General features: G+C 71.8%; 23 protein-coding genes. 15 read left to right on the plus strand and 8 right to left on the minus strand.

Annotated elements, in window-relative coordinates:
- The first annotated feature begins 68 nt into the window (after positions 1-68).
- The 7 genes from AFB00_RS12240 to AFB00_RS33165 all read left to right on the plus strand — a co-directional run bounded on the left by AFB00_RS12240 (position 69) and on the right by AFB00_RS33165 (position 5,114).
- Positions 69-914, plus strand: coding sequence for an ABC transporter substrate-binding protein (locus AFB00_RS12240; protein ID WP_231974349.1), 846 nt, complete (start codon positions 69-71; stop codon positions 912-914).
- The gene (locus AFB00_RS12245; RefSeq protein ID WP_083275472.1) at positions 911-1,999 is read left to right on the plus strand and encodes a FecCD family ABC transporter permease; all 1,089 of its coding nucleotides are present in this window, start codon (positions 911-913) and stop codon (positions 1,997-1,999) included. The genes AFB00_RS12240 and AFB00_RS12245 overlap by 4 nt, the downstream gene beginning before the upstream one ends.
- Complete coding sequence (locus AFB00_RS12250) at positions 1,996-2,799, plus strand: ABC transporter ATP-binding protein (RefSeq protein ID WP_068797339.1); 804 nt, start codon at positions 1,996-1,998, stop codon at positions 2,797-2,799. The genes AFB00_RS12245 and AFB00_RS12250 overlap by 4 nt, the downstream gene beginning before the upstream one ends.
- Complete coding sequence (locus AFB00_RS12255; RefSeq protein ID WP_068797340.1) at positions 2,796-3,461, plus strand: (2Fe-2S) ferredoxin domain-containing protein; 666 nt, start codon at positions 2,796-2,798, stop codon at positions 3,459-3,461. Before AFB00_RS12250 ends, AFB00_RS12255 begins: the two co-directional genes overlap by 4 nt.
- Positions 3,462-3,635: 174 nt before the next feature.
- Positions 3,636-3,761, plus strand: a complete 126-nt coding sequence (locus AFB00_RS35495) for a hypothetical protein (RefSeq protein WP_257785255.1) — start codon at positions 3,636-3,638, stop codon at positions 3,759-3,761.
- 766 nt (positions 3,762-4,527) lie between these two features.
- Positions 4,528-4,821, plus strand: coding sequence for a hypothetical protein (locus tag AFB00_RS33160; protein ID WP_156819506.1), 294 nt, complete (start codon positions 4,528-4,530; stop codon positions 4,819-4,821).
- Positions 4,806-5,114, plus strand: a complete 309-nt coding sequence (locus AFB00_RS33165) for a hypothetical protein (protein ID WP_156819507.1) — start codon at positions 4,806-4,808, stop codon at positions 5,112-5,114. Before AFB00_RS33160 ends, AFB00_RS33165 begins: the two co-directional genes overlap by 16 nt.
- 603 nt (positions 5,115-5,717) lie before the next feature.
- Here AFB00_RS33165 and AFB00_RS12270 read toward each other — a convergent pair.
- Positions 5,718-7,151, minus strand: coding sequence for an IS1380 family transposase (locus AFB00_RS12270; RefSeq protein WP_068796312.1), 1,434 nt, complete (start codon positions 7,149-7,151; stop codon positions 5,718-5,720).
- Between the two features lie 228 nt (positions 7,152-7,379).
- On the opposite strand from AFB00_RS12270, the gene AFB00_RS12275 reads away from it, so the two are divergent.
- The gene (locus tag AFB00_RS12275; RefSeq protein WP_068797343.1) at positions 7,380-7,817 is read left to right on the plus strand and encodes a hypothetical protein; all 438 of its coding nucleotides are present in this window, start codon (positions 7,380-7,382) and stop codon (positions 7,815-7,817) included.
- A gap of 148 nt (positions 7,818-7,965) precedes the next feature.
- Here the strand turns inward: AFB00_RS12275 and AFB00_RS12280 are convergent, their stop codons facing one another.
- Positions 7,966-9,150, minus strand: coding sequence for a helix-turn-helix domain-containing protein (locus AFB00_RS12280; protein WP_068797344.1), 1,185 nt, complete (start codon positions 9,148-9,150; stop codon positions 7,966-7,968).
- Between the two features lie 510 nt (positions 9,151-9,660).
- On the opposite strand from AFB00_RS12280, the gene AFB00_RS12290 reads away from it, so the two are divergent.
- A complete protein-coding gene (locus tag AFB00_RS12290; RefSeq protein ID WP_068797346.1) occupies positions 9,661-9,963 on the plus strand; it encodes a hypothetical protein in 303 nt (100 codons plus the stop codon).
- Here the strand turns inward: AFB00_RS12290 and AFB00_RS33170 are convergent.
- Complete coding sequence (locus tag AFB00_RS33170) at positions 9,953-10,564, minus strand: TetR/AcrR family transcriptional regulator (RefSeq protein WP_068797347.1); 612 nt, start codon at positions 10,562-10,564, stop codon at positions 9,953-9,955. The genes AFB00_RS12290 and AFB00_RS33170 overlap by 11 nt on opposite strands.
- An 85-nt stretch (positions 10,565-10,649) precedes the next feature.
- Here AFB00_RS33170 and AFB00_RS12300 point away from each other — a divergent pair, with 85 nt between their 5' ends.
- Positions 10,650-11,825, plus strand: a complete 1,176-nt coding sequence (locus AFB00_RS12300) for an acyltransferase family protein (protein ID WP_068797348.1) — start codon at positions 10,650-10,652, stop codon at positions 11,823-11,825.
- Here the strand turns inward: AFB00_RS12300 and AFB00_RS12305 are convergent.
- Together AFB00_RS12305 and AFB00_RS12310 are read right to left on the minus strand one after the other, a co-directional pair.
- Positions 11,820-12,419 (minus strand): helix-turn-helix domain-containing protein, encoded by a 600-nt coding sequence (locus AFB00_RS12305; RefSeq protein WP_068797349.1) that lies wholly within the window; start codon positions 12,417-12,419, stop codon positions 11,820-11,822. The genes AFB00_RS12300 and AFB00_RS12305 overlap by 6 nt on opposite strands.
- 27 nt (positions 12,420-12,446) lie before the next feature.
- Positions 12,447-12,893 carry a VOC family protein gene (locus AFB00_RS12310; protein WP_068797350.1) on the minus strand — a complete coding sequence of 149 codons (447 nt, stop codon included), beginning with the start codon at positions 12,891-12,893 and terminating at the stop codon, positions 12,447-12,449.
- 144 nt (positions 12,894-13,037) lie between these two features.
- On the opposite strand from AFB00_RS12310, the gene AFB00_RS12315 reads away from it, so the two are divergent.
- From AFB00_RS12315 to AFB00_RS12330, 4 genes are all read left to right on the plus strand, one after another.
- Positions 13,038-13,529 carry a mycothiol transferase gene (locus AFB00_RS12315; RefSeq protein ID WP_068800244.1) on the plus strand — a complete coding sequence of 164 codons (492 nt, stop codon included), beginning with the start codon at positions 13,038-13,040 and terminating at the stop codon, positions 13,527-13,529.
- Positions 13,526-14,521: an alpha/beta fold hydrolase gene (locus AFB00_RS12320; RefSeq protein ID WP_068797351.1), complete on the plus strand. Its 996-nt coding sequence runs from the start codon at positions 13,526-13,528 to the stop codon at positions 14,519-14,521. Before AFB00_RS12315 ends, AFB00_RS12320 begins: the two co-directional genes overlap by 4 nt.
- Before the next feature lie 118 nt (positions 14,522-14,639).
- Positions 14,640-14,825, plus strand: coding sequence for a hypothetical protein (locus AFB00_RS12325; protein ID WP_197519835.1), 186 nt, complete (start codon positions 14,640-14,642; stop codon positions 14,823-14,825).
- A 223-nt stretch (positions 14,826-15,048) separates the two neighbouring features.
- Entirely contained in the window at positions 15,049-15,966 is a 918-nt protein-coding gene (locus tag AFB00_RS12330) for a ferritin-like domain-containing protein (RefSeq protein ID WP_068800245.1), read from the plus strand.
- A gap of 142 nt (positions 15,967-16,108) precedes the next feature.
- On the opposite strand, the gene AFB00_RS12335 is transcribed toward AFB00_RS12330, so the two are convergent.
- The 3 genes from AFB00_RS12335 to AFB00_RS12345 form a co-directional block, all read right to left on the minus strand.
- Positions 16,109-16,537, minus strand: a complete 429-nt coding sequence (locus AFB00_RS12335) for a hypothetical protein (protein ID WP_068797353.1) — start codon at positions 16,535-16,537, stop codon at positions 16,109-16,111.
- Between the two features lie 319 nt (positions 16,538-16,856).
- Positions 16,857-17,540 carry a GAF and ANTAR domain-containing protein gene (locus tag AFB00_RS12340; protein WP_197519836.1) on the minus strand — a complete coding sequence of 228 codons (684 nt, stop codon included), beginning with the start codon at positions 17,538-17,540 and terminating at the stop codon, positions 16,857-16,859.
- 80 nt (positions 17,541-17,620) lie between these two features.
- Positions 17,621-18,499 (minus strand): maleylpyruvate isomerase family mycothiol-dependent enzyme, encoded by an 879-nt coding sequence (locus AFB00_RS12345; RefSeq protein WP_335726569.1) that lies wholly within the window; start codon positions 18,497-18,499, stop codon positions 17,621-17,623.
- A gap of 101 nt (positions 18,500-18,600) precedes the next feature.
- Between AFB00_RS12345 and AFB00_RS33175 the strand changes: the two genes are divergently transcribed.
- Positions 18,601-18,774 (plus strand): hypothetical protein, encoded by a 174-nt coding sequence (locus tag AFB00_RS33175; protein WP_197519837.1) that lies wholly within the window; start codon positions 18,601-18,603, stop codon positions 18,772-18,774.
- Positions 18,775-19,236 lie beyond the last annotated feature (462 nt).

Consider the following 19,236-nt stretch of genomic DNA (forward strand, 5'->3'; position numbering starts at 1 on the left):
CGACCGAGGCGCCGCCACAGACGCCCGCGGCTGCACCCGGCTTCCCGATGACGATTGACAACTGCGGTGTGCAGGTCCGCCTGGACGCCCCGCCGCAGCGCGTCGTGACGATCTACCAGCACCCGGCGGAGATCATGTACGCGCTCGGACTCGAGCGCTCGATGGTCGGGACGGCCTACCCGGACAACCCCTATCTGCCACAGTTCGCGGCCGCGAACGCGTCGGTGCCGCAGATCTCGGACAAGGACGCGTCGTTCGAGCAGGTGCTCGTCACCGGACCGGACATGGTCTACGGCGGCTACGACTCGGCGTTCTCCGCGGACAAGGGCACCGCCCGGGAGCGCTACCAGCAGTCCGGCGTCGCGACCTACCAGAATTCGGAGGCCTGCACGCCAAAGGTCACGATGGACACCGTCTGGTCCGAGATCCGGACGGTCGCGCGCATGTTCGGCGTCCCGGAGCGCGGCGAGTCGCTCGTCGGTGACCTGCAGCGACGGGTGGACGCGTCGAGCGCCCGCGTCGCCGGTGCCCCGCCGGTGAGCGTGTTCGTCTACGACAGCGGCGAGGACACCGCGTTCACCGCCGGCGGGCGCGGGATCAGCAACGACGTGATCGCCCGCGCCGGCGGGCGCAACGTGTTCGGGGACCTGGACGACCTCTTCGGCGACGTCTCGTTCGAGCAGGTCGCGCAGCGGGCCCCGGACGTGATCGTGATCTACGACTACGTCGACGGCAGCGGCGGCGTCGAGGCGAAGAAGCGGTTCTTGCTCGGGCGTCCGGAGCTGGCCAGCGTGCCGGCGATCCGCAACCAGCGCTTCACCACGCTCACCCTGCAGGACGGCGTCGTCGGTGTCCGTCCGCCGATGGCCGTGGAGACCCTCGCCCGCGCCCTGCACCCCGACCGCTTCCGGTGACGATCGCGCCCCGCCGACCGGCCACGGCGGATCTCGCTCCCGGCTCGCACTGGCGCCAGCCCGCGGTGCTCGTCGTGCTGACGGCCGTGCTGGTCGTCTCGGTCACCGCCGGGATCTCGATCGGCTCGGTCAGGATCCCGCCCGGGCAGGTCTGGTCCAACCTTGCGGCCGCGGTGACCGGCGGGCGGATCGATGCGACCGGGCCACCTTTCGTGCAGGCGATCGTCACCCAGAGCCGCGCTCCGCGGGTTCTGCTCGCCGTCGTCGTCGGTGCCGGCCTCGCCGTCGTCGGCGCCGCGCTGCAGGCGCTGGTGCGCAACATGCTCGCCGACCCGTTCCTGCTCGGCGTCTCGTCCGGCGCCTCGGTCGCCGCGGTGCTCGTCATCATCTCCGGCGCCACCGCCGTCCTCGGCCTCACGACGCCGGTCGCGGCGTTCCTCGGCGCGTTGCTGGCGCTGTTCGTGGTCTACGCGATGTCGCGGTCCGGCGGGCAGGTCACGCCTACCCGGCTGGTGCTCTCCGGCGTCGCCGTCGCCTACGTCCTGTCCGCCCTGACCAGCCTGCTCCTGATCCTCGCGGCCCGCCCGGACGCCTACCGCGAGGTCCTGGCGTGGCTGCTAGGCAGCCTCGGCCGAGCCACCTGGGACCTGCTGTGGCTGCCCACGGGGGCGGTCGTGGTCGGTGTGGCGATCCTGCTCGCCGCGGCCCGCCCGTTGAACCTGTTGCTCGCGGGCGACGAGGCCGCGACGACGATGGGTGTCGACGTCCCGCGGTTCCGCGCGGGGATGTTCGTCCTGACCTCGCTCGTCACCGGCGTCCTGGTCTCGGTGTCCGGACCGATCGGCTTCGTCGGGCTGATCGTCCCGCACGCGGTGCGCCTGGTCGTCGGCAGCGACCACCGCAGGCTCCTCCCGGCCGCCGCCCTGAGCGGCGCGTCGTTCCTGGTGTGGGCCGACATCGCCGCCCGCACGGTCGCGTCGCCGATCGAGGTCCCGGTCGGGGTGCTGACCGCGCTGTGCGGCGGGCCGTTCTTTCTGTGGCTCGTGCGGCGCGAGGCTCGCCGCGGTACCCGGACCAGCGCATGAGCGACCCGGCCGGGCTGGCCGTGTCCGACCTGGCGGTCCGGCTCGGCGGACGGACCGTCGTCGACGGCGTGTCGTTCGCCCTGGACCCGGGCCGCACGCTCTGCCTCGTCGGGCCGAACGGCAGCGGCAAGTCGACGCTGCTGCGCGCCGTCCTACGGATCCTGCCCGCGGAGCACGGGACGGTCGCACTCGACGGTCAGGCAGCGGGGGAGTTCTCCGCCCGCGAGTTCGCCCGCAACGTCGCCGCGGTCCTGCAGGACCCCGGAGCCGAGTTCGACATGTCGGTGCGCGAGGTCGTCGGCATGGGGCGCTCGCCGTTCCAGCGCCTGCTCGTCTCCACCGAGTCCGACGACGAGGAGACCGTCGCCGCAGCACTGGCCGCAGCCGGCGTCGCGCACCTGTCCGAGCGGTCGTATCGGACGCTGTCCGGTGGAGAGCGTCAGCGCGTGGTCATCGCCCGTGCCTTCGCGCAACGCCCCCGGCTCCTGGTGCTCGACGAACCGACCAACCACCTCGACGTCCGCCACCAGTTCGACGTGCTGGACGCCGCGCGGCGCCGGGGCGTCACCACCGTGATGGCCCTGCACGACCTCAACCTCGCTGCGCACTACGGCGACGACGTCGCCGTCCTGCACGACGGTCGTCTGCACGCCCACGGCCCGCCCGCGGACGTGATCACCGAGGAGATGGTGCGCGACGTCTACGGCGTACGGGCCGAGGTCGCCCCCGACGCCGACACCGGCCGCCCGCACATCCGCTTCCGACCCCCTGCCCCCGACCGCCGAGGAGTCACCCCGTGACCCACCCGACCGACCGGGCCGTCGTGCTGGTCGCCCGACCGACTCCCGCCGGCCTCGATGAGCGGGCCTTGCGCCGGCTCGCCGGAGCCGTCGCCGGCCGGGTGCCGGATTCCGTTCATGTCGCGCACCTCGACCACGAGGCGCCCTCTTTGCACGACGTCCTGGACGAGCTGGCTGCAGCTGGGGCGGCTTCCGTACTGGTCCTGGCGCTCGCGGTGCCCGCAGACCGCTACCTCACGAGCTGGATTGCGAAAGCCGTCGCCAACTGGCGCGAGACCCGGGCGTCCACCCTCGCGATCCGCCAGGCCGACGGGCTGACGGACCTGCCCGGCGTTGCCGACGCCGTCTCCGATCTCGTCGCGTCCGGCGGCCGGCCGGTCACCGCCTCCCCGGCCGGGTTCCGCAGCCCGGCCTGGTCGGACCTGGAGATCCCGGACCGCCACCTGCTCGTCTGCCGCGGTCCCCGCTGCACCGCACACGGAGCCGGTGCCACACAACGCGCGCTGGCGGACGCCTCCCGCGGAACGGGCACGCAGGTCACCGGCATGTCCTGCATCGGACCCTGCAACCTCGGACCGCTGGTCATCGAGCACCCGACCGGGCAGTGGCACCAGCACGTCGACACGAAGCGAGCGGAAGCGCTGGCGGCGGACCTGCCCTGACAGCCGGCGCAGGCGGCGAGTGAGGACAGATCAGTACGCTCCATGGTCGGCCGCCTGGGAGAGCTGCTCGGACTCCGCGCTCAGTGATGGTCCGACGACGTAGCCGTCCGGGTCTAGTCGGTCATCCAGGCCGGACGAGTCCGCCCGGGAGCAGGCGCCACGCCGCTGCTTTCGGTGCTGATCGAGACCGCGTTCGACGAGCAGTTGCACGCGTCGACGACCTCCATCGTGGTACGGCTCGTGGCACGAAACGGTGCTGCACAGCGGTACGCGGTGCGCACCGCGAACGTCACGACGTGAACGGCGGTCCTCGTCGAGCATGCCGAACCCGGTGAGCGACCTACTCGTAATGCGTAGGTCTGGGGTTCGACTCCCCAAGGCGGCTCCACACTCTCCGGCAGTTCGGCCGGGTTCGCCGACACCATGTGTAGTCCGGCTGAACCCGTCCGCATCGGCTTCCAGCCTCGCGTGATGACCGCGCTGCACCCGATGATCTTCGCTGCCTCCGGCGGTCCCGTGGCTGTCCCGGGAGATCGACCGCCGGCCCAGCACGCCGTCGCACTCGCCCAGATGCCAGGCCGCGCCGGGATTCGTCACCGACGACAGCGCCGGGCCGTACTACCGCGGGACGGAGCGGCCCGACGTGGTCACGGCGACCCAGGGCGCGTACGGCTACGAGATCGAGCGGGCGTCCGACGGGACCGTGACCGAGACGCGGCTGCCGGTCCGCGAACACGTGGCTGGAAGCGAGGACGATCATCGGCTTCCCTCCGGTGGGACACGTGCGGTCGGAAACGATCTCGTGCAGACAGATCCGGCGCACAGCCGGCAGCTGAGCCGGATGCCGCCGCGCTCGGAGAGTCAGCCTTCCAGCGAACGCTTGTAAAGACTACAGACGAGTGATTGACAGACGATAGCTCACTGCGCGACTCGGCGGCTTGTGCTCCATGCCGGTGATGATGTGAATCAAGGCTGACTCCGCGCTCGTGCAGTGATAGTAAAGAATGACCAATCGCAAACATGGTTAACGACTCGCGAATGGGGTAGACGCATGTCTCTTGCTCGCATGTCCGCTGCGATCATCATCGCTCTTGTGGCACTCCTCGGATCAGCAGGTCCCGCCATGGCTGCTCATGCCTCATCGCCGTCCGATGCAGCCACCTCACTGTCAGCGCCCGTCACTGTCAGTGCTCCAACTCAGGAACCACCGGTGATGCCCTACTCGGTGCACAAGACGATGGACGAGTGCATCGCGGCACAGAAGCGACTTCACGCCGAGAAGCCCGGCCTGTTCTCGCAGTGCTTCGAAGATAGGTACGGCCCCAAGAAGGGCATGTTCACGCTGTGGGCGAAGGGCTGATCGACGTGGCTGAAGTATCTGCTATCGGTCGCGCGGTGGCCGCTGGACTCCTGGCTGGCTCGGCAGCCCTGCTGGTTCCGGCCGCTGGCCCGTCACCTGTGGAGAGCCAGGGCCTCATCCTGCAGTCAGGCGTGCAGCTTGCCGGGCACGTCATCATCGGCCGATACCAATCCATGAACGAGTGCCTCGATGCAGCAGCAAGAGAGCAGAAGAAGCGACCCGGCCTCACTAGCTGCCAGGAGCAACCGGACGGTCGACACTTTCTGTACGCCGATGACGGGCTGACAGACTAACCCACAGCTTTTCTCGATCGCGGCCGCGCCCTACCCGGACGTGGCCGCGATAGGGTATCATGTACAAGTATGACCACTCTCGCGACCGTTCATTTTATAGTACCGCGCGATTCTATGCAGAATTACATCGAGGCGCTCAGGTCTGCAGGCTACCTCGTTGAGGAAACTCCCTTGCAGGGAATCGATGTATGCCAGATAGCAAGCGGGTTCACTCCTCAGGTCGACGGATCCGTCAAAGATCAGTTGGAGCAGTACGACCAGATTCGTAAGGAGCTCGTCGACGCCTTCACGTCAGCCGGGCTGAATGATTGGGAATGGTCCGGATACGGAGCGGACAGTCGCTCTGTCGCATAGCGGCCAACTGCACCCTGTTGCTCGCACTCGCGGACTTTCGCGACTCGGCTCCACGGATCAGCGGATCCACACCGCGGTCAGCACGAGCCGCGCGCCCTCTGACCCGAATCCGCGAGTAGGCTATGAGCTGATCTTGGTCGGCCAAAGTTGATGTTGCTTGGGTCGGGAGTGGGGTGGTGGGCAAGCGGGCGGCCCGAGTGTCGCCTCGGGTGGCGGGTTCCTGTGCTGGTCGGGGCCGGTGCGGCCGGGTCAGGACGGAGCGGGCAGGGCGCGGACGCGGGCGAGGACCTCGGCGAGTAGGTGCTCGCCGGGTGGTAGGCGCAGGGTGAGGCCGCGGGCGTGGCGCACGAGGCGGGCGGGGATGGTGATCAGCCGCCGGCGCAGGGTGGCGATCATGGCCTGGCCGCCGCGGACGCCGTGCCCGACCAGGCGCCCGTCGCGGGTGCGGGCGGTGAGGTGGTGCAGCCACCCGCTGGTGGTGGCGGCCAGGAGTGCGCCCCACATCCAGGCTCGGTTCACCGCGAGGTGTCCGGAGGGGAGGTGGCGCAGCGCGGCGCCGTGCTTGGTGTCGCGGAACAGGTTCTCCACCTTCGTGCGGTGGCGGTACCAGTACTCGGCCTGCGCGGCTGCGGCAGGTGTGGAGACGTCGAGGTTGGTCACGATGAACGAGTAGGCGAACACCCCGTCGACCTTGGCCACCGTAGCGAGGTCGTCGAGCGGGAGCGCCCGCTGGGCGGGGTGCAGGGTGCGTCGGCGCCGCGCTCGCGGGTCACCGGAGACCTGGCCGTGGTCCAGGTCGAGCCGGACCCGACGGATCAGCAGCTGGGTCGCTGCGGGCCACCAGTTCGGGCAATAGTCGGCCACCGCGACCTGCGCGCCGGTCATGTCGATCGCGTCGGTCCACCCGTCGGCCGCGACGCCGTCGAGGATGCGCCACAGCGGCGCGATGCGTCGGGCGCCGATGGCGAACTCCACGCCGACGAACAGGGCTGCGCGGGCGAGCTGCCCGGCGAAGTAGCCCGCGTCCGCACGCACGCGGACTCGCCCCGCCCGCGCCTGCGCGGGGAGCGCGGCCAGCGCCCGGTGGAACAGCTCGGCGCTGGTGGCGCGGGGGTCATCCCGGCCCGAACCGAGGTCAGCGGCCAGCACCACCGCGGTGTCGGCCCAGGTCGCGACGTGCGGGCGGGCGACCCGCTGGCCTTGGTGGTTGAACGCCACGCCCTGCTTGAGCCGGCCGTAAACCTCGACATCGGTGGTGTCCAGATCGATCGTCACGTCCGCCGTCAGCTGCTCGGCCCGGTCCGGGTCGACCTGGGCGAGCAGGTCCAGCGCGGTGGTGTGCACGTCACCGAGCCCGGTCTCCACCGCCGCCCACTGCCCCTCGATGAACTTGCGCGCGAGCCCGGCGGCGGTCGTGGACGCCAACCCCGGCACCGGCGTGAGTGCCTGCCCGGCGGTGTCGGCGCGGTGCCGGTCCAGCCCGACCAGGAAGTCCTCCCCGCACAGCTGCGCCGCCGACATGCCGACCAGCATCTGCCCGGCGCTGCACCCGCGGTCGCGGTCCTTGATGGGCCCGACCGCGGCGTCGAGCTTGTCGATGATCCCGAGCCGGTCGATCAGCTCGGTCACCGCGGCCAGCCCGGAGAACCTGGTCAGCGCCGCGTCCGGCGCGCCGAGACGCACCCGCGCACACCGCGGGCGTCGCTTGCGTACTGTTCGCACCTGATAGGTGTCCTCTCAACCCGCAATGTCGTGTCGTCGCAAACACGATCATCGCAGGTCAGCGGGCACCTATCGCCATCTCCCCAGTCCGGCCACCAGCGCAACTCGCGGATTCGGGTCTGACGCGTGGATCGCCTGGGCCCAGTCACCTGACGTGCTCGTCAACAGATTGTGGGTGGAGCAGTAGTCATGTCCCACGACAACCATGTCGCGATCGCGCCGGCCGCACCGGTCGAGGCCGTCTACCGACTCAGGGACGGCCGAGAGTGGAGTGATCCGGTGCACGGCTTCACCTATGACGGACGTGCTCTGGTAGCTCATTCGCCGTCCGGCAGCCTGATCCCGGCGACACATCCGCAGAAGCAGTTCGTCGGACTCCGCGCGAGCCTGCCCTCCCACCCGGAGGGACCGTTCACGCCTGCCCCGGACGGGATGGTCGCCCACTTCCGCGACGGCGGGGTCCAGCAGCTCCGCTGGTACGACCGGTACGGCCGCCCCGTGCTGCTCGACAACCAGCCGACCAGCCGCGCGTTCTACCTGGCCGCCGACGATGAGAACCTGCAGGCCATCGTCGGCCCCCAGGACGACATCGACCTGAACCGGCCGAGCACGCCGGATCCGCAGTGACGCTCTGACGACTGGCCGATCCGAGATCACCGTCATGGCGGGGCGGTGCATGATCGGACTCGGCACGCCGATGGTCGCAGAGCCGTTGCTGTCGGCCGCCATCGAGTCCTACATGCGGGAAGTGGCGCTTTACCGGAGTGCCGCGGGCTCAGGTCGTGCCGTAGTGGTCGGCGACGAACGCGAGCCGGCCCGTGCGCCGTGCGCGCTGCTCGATGACCTGCTGCGCGATGGTGCGGCCCAGCGGCTGGACTCGGGACCACTGTGGAGCGATCTTCGCCGCCTCGACGAGGTGCTCCAGCACGTCGTTCCAGTGTCCGAGATCGGCGCACGCGGCAGCGAGATGGATGCGGTGCCCGGACTCCCAGAAGGCCGGGACCGGGCCGGTGGCGTCGGGGACGTGCCCGGCCAGTCGCAGGGCATCGTCCGGACGCCCCGAGCGCACCGCCGAGTCCACGGCCTGCATCCCGGCCACCCGGGGGCCGAACACTCCTGCCTCGGCCGAGGTGTCCCGCCCGGAACGGACGGCGGCCGCCCGAGCGACGGCGACGTGGTCGTCCGAGCCGCCGCTGTTGCCCTGCCGCGCAGCAGCGGACGCGGCGTTCATCATCAGCGCACCGAACACCGCGGCGGTGTCGAGGTCGGGGCGGCTCATCAGCCCGGCGTCCAGACGGGCGGCGGTCTGCACGGCAAGCCGCTCGGCGCCTGCGAGATCACCTTGCCGAACGAGCACCCAGGCGAAATAGCGCAACGCGGCGGCCTCGTCGAGGTCGGGACGACTCGTGTGCCGGGCGACGTCGAGTGCCCGGTGCGCGCTGTGCGCCGCCAGGTCGGTCAGTCCGATGCGCCCGGCCAGCCCGGCCGTGAGCCGGTAGGAGGTGGCGAGCAGACCCGCTGCCTCCGCCCGTCGGTCGTCGGTCAGAGCGGAGACCGCACGCCGGGTGTCGACCATCAGAGCCGGCAGCCCGGCGAGGAGTTCTGCGTGCCGTCCGGCCAGGTAGTCGCGCCATGCGGTCGAGGCGGCGTCGCGTAGCTCATCGATCGGGGGGACGTCGTCGGGTTCGGCCTGGTCGGGGAGGTCGAGGGCGTGGACGGCGCGGCGGAGCTGATCGGCGCCGGTCGTGTCCTGCTCGGGGGCGGCCATACCGAGCAGGCGCGTCGAGTCCACCCCCAGCGCATTCGCGAGCGCCTGCAACGTGCCGCGGCGCGCCCGGTCGTGGGTGCCGCGCTCGAGCCGGGAGATCGTGTCCACGGAGACGCCGCTGGCCTGGGCCAGCGCTTCCTGCGTGTACTCGCGGGCCGCCCGGATCCGAGCGAGGTTCTCGCCGAACAGCATGCACCGATCGTGACACGACCCGGCGTAAAACGCCTAGATGAGTTTGCGATACCTGGTAAGTGCCGGGCTTGTGCAGTTCAGTGGCAGCAGCCGAGGCGACACTCTGTGCCGGTGCAGATACCGAACGCATCCGAACCTGTGTGGCGGGGCCCGATCAACGAGGTCGCCGACGACGATGCCGTCGCGTTCCTCGTGGCCGAGCCCGGGCTGCTCGACATCGTGATCACGGAGCACGTCAGTGACGACCACGGATGCTGCCGGGTGTGCTCCACCGTCTCGGCCGGCCGTGCGCGGTGGCCGTGCAACGTCCGTCTGCTGGCCAGTCGGGCGGTCCGAGTGCGCGACCGCCGTGACGGAGACGCCCCGTCGTAGCCTTGACGAGGAATCCAGGAAGCCTGTTCTCCATGAGGTGCCGGCAGGTGATGCTCCATCGGACCGGGTGACGAGATCTGCGCCTTCGACGTTGCGCACGCCTTCCGGGACATCGCGCTGAAGCACGCGGTGCCCGGTGTGTCGAGCGTCTGGCTGGCCGCCGACGGTGCGCTCCTCGTCGAGTACGAGATCGGGTCGGCGCTGCTGGGAGCGCGGTTCGACCTCACGGTCGATCCGACCTCCGGACTGCCTGCGACAGATCCGGGGAGGCTGGCCTCGGACCTCTACCACGATCTGCACACGGATCCCGGTGATCAAGCGTGGGTGGATGCGACCGGCCGGACCTGGTGGGGCGACGAGCCCGAGGACGGGTGGCGGACCGTGCTCCTGCCTGAGCGGGTGCACACCGTTCTGCGGGACGGTGCCCCGCTCATCCCGTGAACAGCCGCTCCAGGTGGTAGTCGAGCAGGTCGAGCACCGCGTCGCGGTCCTTCGTCCCCAGCAGCATCTCCGTCCCCAGCTCGATCGCGACGCACAGCAGCGTGTCCGCCTCCCGCCGGGGATCGACCCGGGGATCGACCTGTCCGGAGCGTTGCGCCCCCGCCAGCTCGTCCGCCACGTAGCCGGCGAGCAGCGGCGTCTCGTCCCGGAAGAGCGAGGCGATGGCCGGGTCGAACAGGGCCCGGGAGAAGTACGCGTGGTGCACGAGGAGCACGAGCCGGCGTTCGTCGTCGAGCGGGAGACACTCGATCAGGACGGCCCGCAGCGTCGTCCGGACGGGTGATGCCCCGGGGTCCCGGGCGACGAGGGCGCGAACGCGTTCCTGCGCGGCCTGCTGGCCGCGCGCCGTGACGTCGGTGATCGCGAAGCGCAGCATCTCGTTCTTCTCGGGGAAGTAACGCTGCACCAGCGGGGACGACAGGCCCGCCGCCCCCGCCACCCGGCGTACCGAGACCGCCTCCAGCCCCTCCGCGGCGGCGATGCGGCACACCGCGTCGGCGATCTGACGGCGGCGGGCGTCGTGGTCGACGACCTTCGGCACGGGCTGCTCCTTCCGGGGCGGGGCTGGTGCTGATCGATCGTACAAGATTGTACGGTCGTATCGGAACGGTGATGGGAGCGTGCCGATGGACGGCCACACACCGGGCGCGGCGGGCGGCCGCCGGGTGCACGGACTCGACGCGCTGCGCGGCGGCGCGTTGCTGCTGGGGATCGTGCTGCACTCGCTGATGCCGTTCCTGCCGGGCGGGTTCTGGGTGCCCGACGACGTGCACGACAGCACCGTCGCGTCCGTGGCGGTCACGGTGATCCACCTGTTCCGGATGGTCCTGTTCGTGATGCTCGCCGGGTACTTCGGCCGGATGGTGCTGCGCCGCCGCGGGACCCGGGCCTACCTGCGCGACCGGGGACTGCGGATCCTGCTCCCGCTGGTCGTCCTCGGTCCGCTGGTGCTCGCGTCACTCGCGGGAGTGTTCGAGCTCGACCGGGTCGTGCGCGGTACGCCGCTGCCGGCCGAGCTCGGCGGCCCGCCGTGGCTGCTGCTGCTCGCGGCGCCCGGCCATCTCTGGTTCCTCGATGTGCTGGTGCAGTGCATCGTGCTCGTCGTCGGGGTCCGCGCGGTCCTGGTCCGGACGGCCGGACCGGAGCGGCTCGACGCGTGGGCGGCGCGGGCCGGTGACCTGCTCGCCGTCCCCGGGGCCGGGGTGGTCGTCGCGGCACTGCCCTACCTGGTGACGGTGCTGCTGCAGGGGCACGCCGGCGGCGGCATCGACCAGCCGACGACCGTGCTGCCCGAGCCGGTCCCGCTCGTCGGCTACCTCGGCGCGTTCCTGGTCGGCTGGTGCCTGCACGCCGGTACCGACGCCCTGCGCCGGATCACCGGGGCGTGGACGGTGAACCTGGTCGCGGCCGTCGTGCTGACGGCTGTGGGCGTGTTCGCGGGGGACGCGCCGCCGTTCGTGGTGCAGGCGGTCGTCGTCGCCGTCGCCGGGTGGACGTGGACGTTCGGCCTGGTCGGCGCGTGTGTCCGGTTCCTGCACCGGGACCGGGCGTGGGTGCGCTACCTCGCCGACGCGTCGTACTGGATGTACCTGGCGCACCTGCCGGTCGTCATGGTGACCGGGGTGTTCCTCGCCGATCTCGGGTGGCCGGTCCCGGTCAAGCTGCTGGTCGTCTGGGCCGTGGCCGCGGTGACCCTGCTGGGGAGCTACGACCTGCTGGTCCGTGACACCTGGATCGGGAGGTGGCTGGGCGGTCGCCGGCGTCCGTCGGTGCTGCGCGGCACCGAGCGGGTCGCCTCATGACCGCCGCGTGCTGGCCCGGACGTGGGCGCGCTCGCCCTGCTTGCCGAACAGGATGAGCAGCTCGACCGCGCCGCCGTCGGCGCTGCCGAGCCAGTGCGGCAGCAGCGTGTCGAACTCGGCGGCCTCGCCGGGCGGCAGGACCAGGTCGTGCTCGCCGAGCACGAGGCGCAGCCGGCCGTCGAGCACGTAGAGCCACTCGAAGCCCTCGTGGGTCTGCGGGGTGGGTTCCGGCGGCACCCCGTCCGGCCGGGCCGGGATGATCATCTTGTACGACTGGGTGCCGCCGGGGCGGCGGGACAGCGGCACGAACGTCATCCCGAACCGGTGGATCGGCTTGAGGTGCACCCGCGGGTCGCCGGTCCGGGGCGCACCGACGAGATCGTCGAGCGGGACGTCGTACACCCGGGCGAGCGGGAGCAGCAGCTCCAGCGTGGCCCGGCGCTGCCCGCTCTCCAGCCGGGACAGCGTGCTCTCCGAGACGCCGGTGGCCGCCGTGACGTCGGCGAGGGTGTGCTCGCGGGCCTGTCGCAGTGCGCGCAGCCGGGGCCCGACCGCGTCGAGGACCTCGTCGGTCTGGTCACCGTCGTTCTGCACGGGTGCAGCTTGCCGTAACCGCAAGGTTCACGGGATGTCGAGCGTCGGCATGGGCGCCGCCGCCGGGCTCCAGGTCTCGCGGAAGCCCGGCTGGACGGAGACGTCGACCAGCTCGATCCGTGCACCCAGGCCCGGGAGCCGGTGGTAGGTGAAGGACCGGCCGTAGGGGCACGAGTCGAACTCGATCGGTGCTCCGCGCCGGGCGAGTGCGTGCTTGCCGGTGTGCACGTCGTCGGCCCAGTAGCCGATGTGGTGGAAGTGCGACCCGCCGGTCGCGTCCCACGGGCTGCCCGGTGGACCCTCGATGACCTCGAAGAACGGCGGCCCACCGGCGGAGAAGACGATGCGGTAGTCCCAGTCCCCGAGGTGGCCGTCCCGGGCCGGGTTCCAGGTGACGCCCAGGACCGCCGAGAGCTCGTCGGTGGCCCGGTCGAGATCGGTGACGGCGAAGCACAGGTGGTAGAAGTCGCTCACCGTCGACGGTGATAGCAGCTCTGCTCCGGTCCGGGAAGCCGGTTCCCTCTTGCCGGAACCGCAAGATCCCGTGCCGGACGCGCGCCCGTCGTTGCAGGATGGCGGCCCCCGAGCGGCACCGCCGCTCCCACGATGGAGGTCACCGTGCCCAGCACCGCCCGCCGCCGCGACACCCCGCCCCCGCGCACCGGATCCTCGGAACCCGAGGTCCTGCGGGGCTTCCTCGACTACCTGCGCACCTCGGTCGCCGCCAAGGTCGACGGCGCCCCCGAACCCGCGGTCCGGACGGCGGCGGTGCCGTCCGGCACCACCCTGCTCGGCCTGCTGCACCACCTGACCCACGTGGAGCGGGCGCTGTTCCTCGGCGAGCGCGTCACGGACTGGCCGGCCACCTTCCGGACGAGCGCGGACGACACGGTCGGCTCCGTCGTCGCCGGGTACCGCGCGGCCGTCTCGGCGGCGAACGACGTCCTCGACGGGTGCACCGATCTCGCTGCCCCGCTGCCCCGGTCGCAGCCGGGCCGGACCGCACCGACGGTGCGCTGGGCGCTGGCGCACATGATCGAGGAGACGGGGCGGCACGCCGGGCACGCCGACATCGTGCGCGAGCTGATCGACGGGAGCACGGGGCGATGACCGCGCCGATCTCCGGGCGGCTGCTCGCCGTCCTCCTGAGTGCGGTCGTCGTCCTGCTCGGGTGCGGAGGCCCGGTCGCGGAGAGCGGACCGGAGCCGTACGCGGCGGCCACCCACGACGATCCGGAGTTCGGCGGCACGTTCCGGCACGGCTTCGCCGACGTCGACGGCGTCCGCATGCACTACGTCGCCGGTGGCAGCGGGCCGCCGCTCGTGCTCCTGCACGGCTGGCCGCAGACCTGGTACGGCTGGTGGCCGATCATGCCGGAGCTCGCCGAGCACCACACCGTCTACGCGATCGACCTGCCCGGACTCGGCGACAGCACCGGCACGCCGGACGGGTTCGACAAGGCGACGCTGGCGCGCTACGTCCACACCCTCGTCACCGGGGAGCTCGGGCTGAGTGCCCCCGCGGTCGTCGGGCACGACCTCGGGGCCGCCGTCGCCTTCCAGTACGCGGCCGCGCACCCGGCCGACGTCTCCCGGCTCGGCTACCTCGACCTGCCGCTGCCCGGTCCGGCCGTCGACGCGGCCACCTACCGGTCGCTGAGCTGGCACATCGCCTTCCACTCCCAGCCCGAGGTGCCGGAGGCGGTGGTCGGCGACGACGTCCGCGAGTACCTCGCGCTGTTCTACCCGCAGGTCGCCTTCGGCGGCAGCGCGTTCGGCGGGACGTCGCGCGACTCGCCGTTCACCGACGAGGAGATCGACGAGTACGCGCGGACCTACGGCCGTCCGGAGGTGCTGGCCGGCGGGTTCGAGCTGTATCGGTCCCTCGACGAGGACGTGCGGGACGCGGTCGCGGCGCCACCGGTGCGGACCCCCGCCCTGCTGCTGACCGCCCAGGGTCAGCTCGACGGCGTCCGCGGCACGGTCGCACCGCGGCTGACGGCGATCGAGCGGGCGGCGGAGGTCCCGGGCGCGGGGCACTGGCTGGTCGAGGAGAACCCGGAGTTCGTGACCGCGGAGCTGCTGCGGTTCCTCGACGGGTGACCCCCCGGGCGGCTGCGGAGCGTACCGGACTCCGTAGCGTGTCCGGTCGGATCGATCCTCCGACACCGTGCCGCCCGGACCCCGCGGTACCGGTACGGCCGGTACACGAGGACGTGCAGTGCGCATGGGGTACCAGGGGATCGGTCTCGAGGTCCACATCCGCCTGGTCGACGAGCTGCCCCATCGCGTCCTCCCGGCGGTCGCCGCGGGGGTGCTGAGCCCCGAGGAGGCGCGCGAGCTCGTGCTCCGGGCGCGGCTCGTCCTGCAGGCCCGGCTCGCGGTAGACGCCACCCGGCTGCGCTGAGGACCACCCCACCGCAAACGTCACCCGAACGGGTGGTGTCCGCGCAGTGGTGGCTCGTTGATCCCCGTACGGGTGCCGGTGCGGTGCTCGTCACCGCCCGATCGTGTCTCGACGGCCCCGGACCCCGGCCGTCGCCGTCGGGCCGGCACGGGGAGACCTCGTGTTCCACGGCTTCACCAAGAAGTTCCTGAACGACTCGATCGAGCGCAGCTCGGAGAACGCGATGGACCGTCGTCGCTTCCTGCGTGCCGCCGGTCTGACCGGCGCCGGAGTGGCGGGCCTCGGAGTCCTCGGCAGCGGCGTCGCCTCCGCCAGCGAGGACGGTCTGCTCGGCGGGATCCTCGGCGGCAGCAGCGACGACGAGGGCGCCGTGTCCGACGCGGCGGTGCTGAACTTCGCGCTCAACCTGGAGTACCTGGAGGCCGAGTTCTACCTGCGTGCCGTCACCGGCAACGGGCTCGCGGACTCCCAGATCGACGGCGCCGGGAAGCTCGGCGGCGTCACCGGCGGCTACGCGGTCAAGTTCGAGACCAAGATCGGCCGCCAGTACGCCGAGGAGATCGCCCAGGACGAGAAGGCGCACGTCGACTTCCTGCGCACCGCACTGGGCGACGCGAAGGTGGCCCGCCCGGAGATCAACCTGCAGGACGCCTTCACCGCCGCCGCCCAGGCCGCCGGCGTCATCGGGCCGAACGAGACCTTCGACCCGTTCAAGGACGAGACCAGCTTCCTGCTGGGCGCGTTCATCTTCGAAGACGTGGGCGTCACCGCCTACAAGGGCGCCGCTCCCCTGGTCGCGAACAAGACGTTCCTCGAGGCCGCGGCCGGCATCCTGGCCGTCGAGGCCTACCACGCCGGGCTGGTCCGGACCCTGCTGCTCCAGGGCGGCGCCGCCGACACGGTCGGGAAGATCTCCGACGCCCGCGACTCCCTCGACGGCCCGGACGACCTCGACCAGGGCATCGTCGACCGCAACGGCAACGCCAACATCGTGCCGACCGACGAGAACTCGATCGCCTTCTCCCGCACCCCCGGCCAGGTACTCAACATCGCCTACCTCAACCCGGCCTCGGTCACCTCGGGCGGATTCTTCCCCGCCGGCGTCAACGGCGAGGTCGCCACCAGCGACGCCAACGACTGACCAGCCCTCCCCGCACGACCCGGTGCCGCCGCCCCCACACGTGGGAGCGGCGGCACCGTCGTGTCCGGGCACCCGACAACGACGTCGGGCCGGCCCGCACGGAGTGTGCGGACCGGCCCGACGGTCGGTGGTGCTGAGGAGATCAGTCGTCCAGGTCGACGATGCGGTCGAGAACGTTGTCCCGGTCGTCGTCGTTGTCGCGGTCGCTGATCCGGTCGAAGAGACCGTCGCGGTCCCCGTCGTCGTCGCGGTCGCTCTCGGTCCGCGACTCGAACGAGCTGTCCAGGTCCAGGCCCAGCGACGAGGAGGAGTCGCTCTCGAAGTCCTCGTCGTCGAACTCGCTGAAGCTGTCGAGGTTCAGGCCGAGCGAGGAGTCGGACCGGCTGGACGAGTCGAAGCGGTCGCCGTCCCGGTCGAACGAGGAGCTCTGCTCGGAGACCAGGGAGCCCTCGAGGGACTTGTTCAGCCCGAAGCTGGAGTCGCCCTCGTCGGCGAACGCCATTCCGGTCACGCCGAGGGTCATCGGAACGGCCATCGCCGAGACGAGCAGGGTACGCACGGACTTGCGCATGGGAATCCTCCAGTGGTTCGCCGGCACATTTCGGGATGGTCCGACTGTGCTGTTCCGGACGCTATCCCGGCGATGTACGGCGAGTACTCACGGGGGGTGGCCCGAATTCACTCTTCCGGTACTGAACCCCGGCGCGCCCGGTTCCGAAGCGCTCTGTGTCCGTAGGCCGTTCACCTGCGACGATGAAGATCGAACCAGCTCGCTCGCCGGTCTCGGACCGGTCTCCCGGCGACCCCGACGGATGATCACTCGATCGAGTGAAAACCGCACCGCCGATAAATTCGTAGATCGTGTTCGTCGGCAATTCGGGTGGCGCGCGTCACGATCCATCGACAAATGCGCTCCGGTCGATGTCACCCGAGACGACATCGGCGGCGACCTCGGCCAGCGGGCGCCCGTTGCGCCGGGCGTGCGAGCGCAGGAGGTCGAACGCGGTGTCGACGTCGCGCCCGGTCCAGACCGACAGCACGCCCTTGGCCTGCTCGATCGGGATCCTGCTGTGCAGGGCCGCGCGGAGCTGACCGGTCTCGGCCTCGACCCGGTCCCGCTCGCGCCGGTCGCTGACCCGGACGGCCGCGGCCTCGGCCAGTATCCCGGCGACCCCGAGGTTCGGCGGCTCGGTACCGCGCCCGAGCAGGAGCAGCGCCCCGAGCGGCCCGGACCCGCCGGGTACCGGCAGCGCCCAGGCGCCGGTGATCCCGAACTGCGCGGCCCGCGCCGTGAACGACAACCACCGGGGGCGGACCGCGGCGAGATCGGTGCACACGATCGGCCGTCCGGTGCGGGCGCACTCGCCGCCGGGGCCCTGCCCGAACCCCGCGGATAGGACCGAGCGCGGCCCGTCCGGACCGGCGGAGACGAGGCCGTGCACCGCGCCGTCGGAGACCAGCGCGGCGCCCGCCGTCACGTCGAGGATCAGTGCCGACCGCCGGACCAGCTCGTCGAGGGCACCGGCCGGTGACGTGATCACGGCGAGGACCGCTCCGGCGACATCGAGATCCACACCGTTGCTCATGTCCGGTGTTCGGGGCTACCGCTGTTCCGGTTCCCGGTGGGTCCGGACCTACCGCGGAGTACGGGTGCTCAGCTGCCCAGCCGGGCGGCGAGGACGTCCACACCGGGGCCGGACAGACCGGTGACGGCGTCGGCCCGCCCGGCCATCACCATCAGCAGGGCCTCCCCCGGACCCGCGACGGCGGGGCCCGTCCCGGTGCGCCAGCCGATGTCGGTCGCCAGCAGGGTCAGCCCGCGGATCCGGGAGCGGGCCCCGATCGGTGGCGCGAACCGGGCGAACTCCAGTGCCGTGACCAACCGGCCCGCCGGGACGGCCCGGGGCCGCCCGAGCGGGCGCCGGATGTCCTGGTGGTGGATCAGGCCGTCGGTCAGCGCGATCCGCCCGCCGAACCCGGCGGTCAGGCCGCGTGGGGTCAGGCGCTCGCGGACGAGTGCGACGAGCTCGCACGGGGTGCGGTCGCGCAGCTCGGCGACCCCGGCCTCGTTCGCGCCGGTGGGCCCGGCGGCGAGCCGGCGGGCGAGCGCGAGCGGGCGCAGCCCGTCGTAGCTGATCGTGTGGGCGACGACGTCGCGCACCCGCCAGCCGGTGCAGAGGGTGGGTGCGTCCCACTCGGCGGGGGGTGAGGGTGTCGAGGAACTCCGCCAGGTCGGCGCGTTCCGCGCGGGCCATCGCCGTGACATCGGTTCTCGCCATGTCCGCTCCTCCGGTGTGCTGCGCGTGCGGTCCCCGCGTCGGAACCGTCGGAGGAGTATCGCGCCACCCACACCGATGCCGACGACGAGGACGACCGGGACCCCGAGTGCGAACGTCAGCCGCTCCCGGGCGCCCGCGCTCAGCAGGTGCCCGGCGGTGGTCAGGACGGTCGCCCAGCTCGTCGCCGACAGCGCGTGCACGACGGCGAACCGGCCGGGTGCCATCGAGGTCCAGCCCGCGATCCGGGGGACCACGACCCGCCCGTAGGACGCCCACTGGCCGAGCGCGACCGTCGTGACCGGACGGTGGGTGAGCAGGTCCGCAGCCCGGCCCCAGGAGGTGCGGGTGCACCGCGGTGCGACGGCGAACGGTGCCGGCCGGCCCCGCAGCCGCCGGCCGGCTGTCCGTGTCGCCGAAGGCCGTCAGCAAGAACATCAACAGCATCTTCGACAAGCTCGGCCTCGCCCCGAGCGACGACGACAACCGCCGGGTCCTGGCGATCCTGGCCTACCTGGAGCACCGGGGCTGAGGCCGGGAGCCGCGGGGGCACCTCGTCGGGGCCTGCCGCATCCGGCGTGTGGGGCGCAGCGCGCCGGGCGGAGGTGCACGTGTCGGTCGGGGTGCGGGATCGGCGCGGGCGGGGCGCCCACGGCCCCGTCGGCTCCCGGACGGTGCCGAGATGCACGTGAGCGGGTCTCGGGTGCGTGCCCCGGCCCGCTGCGCTGCATCTCGGCACGTCGAGCCGCGGGATGGACCCCGGGCGGGCGAGCGGCCACCGACTTGTGGTCCTGCCGCGCCCCCGTGCTCGTGCGTGACCCCGCTGCGGCGTGCCGCACCCGCCGCGACGGGTGTGACATGCCGTGAGGGGGTGCACGACCCGGCCCGGGGTGCGACGGCGAGCCCGGGACCGCGCCGCATCCCGGCACCGCGTTCGCGCACGGGCCCGGCCTGCCGACCGCCGCGCGGGCTGCGTGGAGGCCCGGCTTCTGTG

The organism is Pseudonocardia sp. HH130630-07, from assembly GCF_001698125.1.
Lineage (GTDB): Bacteria > Actinomycetota > Actinomycetes > Mycobacteriales > Pseudonocardiaceae > Pseudonocardia.

What these genes read in the sequence shown, in the direction of transcription:
- AFB00_RS12250 (WP_068797339.1), top strand. Translation starts at nt 1,996, where the DNA reads ATGAGCGACCCGGCCGGGCTGGCCGTGTCCGACCTGGCGGTCCGGCTC.
- AFB00_RS33160 (WP_156819506.1), top strand. Translation starts at nt 4,528, where the DNA reads ATGTCCGCTGCGATCATCATCGCTCTTGTGGCACTCCTCGGATCAGCA.
- AFB00_RS12275 (WP_068797343.1), top strand. Translation starts at nt 7,380, where the DNA reads ATGTCCCACGACAACCATGTCGCGATCGCGCCGGCCGCACCGGTCGAG.
- AFB00_RS12280 (WP_068797344.1), bottom strand. Translation starts at nt 9,150, where the DNA reads ATGCTGTTCGGCGAGAACCTCGCTCGGATCCGGGCGGCCCGCGAGTAC.
- AFB00_RS12300 (WP_068797348.1), top strand. Translation starts at nt 10,650, where the DNA reads ATGGACGGCCACACACCGGGCGCGGCGGGCGGCCGCCGGGTGCACGGA.
- AFB00_RS12320 (WP_068797351.1), top strand. Translation starts at nt 13,526, where the DNA reads ATGACCGCGCCGATCTCCGGGCGGCTGCTCGCCGTCCTCCTGAGTGCG.
- AFB00_RS12330 (WP_068800245.1), top strand. Translation starts at nt 15,049, where the DNA reads ATGGACCGTCGTCGCTTCCTGCGTGCCGCCGGTCTGACCGGCGCCGGA.
- AFB00_RS12335 (WP_068797353.1), bottom strand. Translation starts at nt 16,537, where the DNA reads ATGCGCAAGTCCGTGCGTACCCTGCTCGTCTCGGCGATGGCCGTTCCG.